Consider the following 1,427-nt stretch of genomic DNA (forward strand, 5'->3'; position numbering starts at 1 on the left):
CCGGCGGGCGGGCGGCGGCACCCGGCCCCGGCCCTGGGAGGCGCGGGGTGGGCGGGTGCGGGGGGGGCGCTACTGCTCGCCGGCCGGTGCGGCCTCGCGCAGCCCGAGCAGCACGCCGTCGCGGCCGTCCTCCTCGGTGAGCTGGACCTTGACCGTCTCCCGCAGCGACGTGGGGAGGTTCTTGCCGACGTAGTCGGCGCGGATCGGCAGTTCGCGGTGGCCGCGGTCGACCAGCACGGCGAGCTGCACCGCCCGCGGCCGACCGATGTCACCGAGCGCGTCGAGCGCGGCGCGGATGGTGCGGCCGGAGAAGAGCACGTCGTCGACGAGCACCACCAGCCGGCCGTCGACGCCGTCGGCGGGGATGTCGGTGCGGGCCAGGGTGCGGGCCGGGCCGAGCCGCAGGTCGTCGCGGTACATGGTGATGTCGAGTGAGCCGACGGGCACCGGGCGGCCGGTGATCTCCTCGAGCTTGGCCGCGAGCCGCCGGGCGAGGTGCACTCCCCTGGTGGGGATGCCGAGCAGCACCACGTCGCCGGCGCCCTTGGCGCGTTCGACGACCTCGTGGGCGATCCGGGTCAGTACCCGGGCGATGTCCGGTGCCTCCAGAACGGGGCGGGCCGGAGCCGTGTGCTGGGTGGTCTGTGTGCTGCCGGCGCTGTGCGCGCCGGAGCTGCTGGTGCTGTCCATACGTGACGGACCTCCTTCCCCGCCTCACTGGACGGGCCTTAAAGGACGCCGGAATTCGAACGGCCCCACCGTAGCAGGAGGCCGAGGGGGTTCCTCATCCGCCCTGGTCAGCGTAGGGGCGGCAGCTCTCGGCTTGACGCCGTACATTACGCTGCGTAACCTCACAGTGAGTTACGAAAACCTCATCCGGGGAGCCATATGTCCAGCGAATACGCCAAACAGCTCGGCGCCAAGCTTCGCGCCATCCGCACCCAGCAGGGCCTCTCCCTCCACGGTGTCGAGGAGAAGTCCCAGGGCCGCTGGAAGGCGGTCGTGGTCGGCTCGTACGAGCGTGGCGACCGCGCGGTGACCGTGCAGCGTCTCGCAGAGCTGGCGGACTTCTACGGCGTCCCGGTGCAGGAGCTGCTGCCGGGCACCACACCGGGCGGAGCCGCCGAGCCGCCGCCGAAGCTCGTGCTGGACCTGGAGCGGCTGGCCCACGTGCCCGCCGACAAGGCCGGTCCGCTCCAGCGGTACGCGGCGACCATCCAGAGCCAGCGCGGTGACTACAACGGCAAGGTGCTGTCGATCCGTCAGGACGACCTGCGCACACTGGCCGTGATCTACGATCAGTCGCCCTCGGTGCTGACCGAACAGCTCATCAGCTGGGGCGTGCTGGACGCGGACGCCCGCCGGGCCGTCGCCCACGACGACCTCTGAGACCTCGCGCCGCCCGCCCCGCCCGGGCGGGCGGCGGG

The 1,427-nt window shown here is 72.7% G+C and carries 2 protein-coding genes; one reads left to right on the forward strand and one right to left on the reverse strand.

Going from position 1 to position 1,427, the window contains the following annotated elements; genetic code table 11:
- Nucleotides 1–69: 69 nt before the first annotated feature.
- Nucleotides 70–690, reverse strand: coding sequence for a bifunctional pyr operon transcriptional regulator/uracil phosphoribosyltransferase PyrR (gene pyrR / locus ACYVE9_RS26795; RefSeq protein ID WP_461030482.1), 621 nt, complete (start codon nt 688–690; stop codon nt 70–72).
- A gap of 198 nt (nt 691–888) precedes the next feature.
- Between pyrR and bldD the strand changes: the two genes are divergently transcribed.
- Entirely contained in the window at nt 889–1,389 is a 501-nt protein-coding gene (bldD, locus tag ACYVE9_RS26800; protein WP_283990998.1) for a transcriptional regulator BldD, read from the forward strand.
- Nucleotides 1,390–1,427: the final 38 nt, after the last annotated feature.

The organism is Streptomyces sparsus, assembly GCF_054776295.1.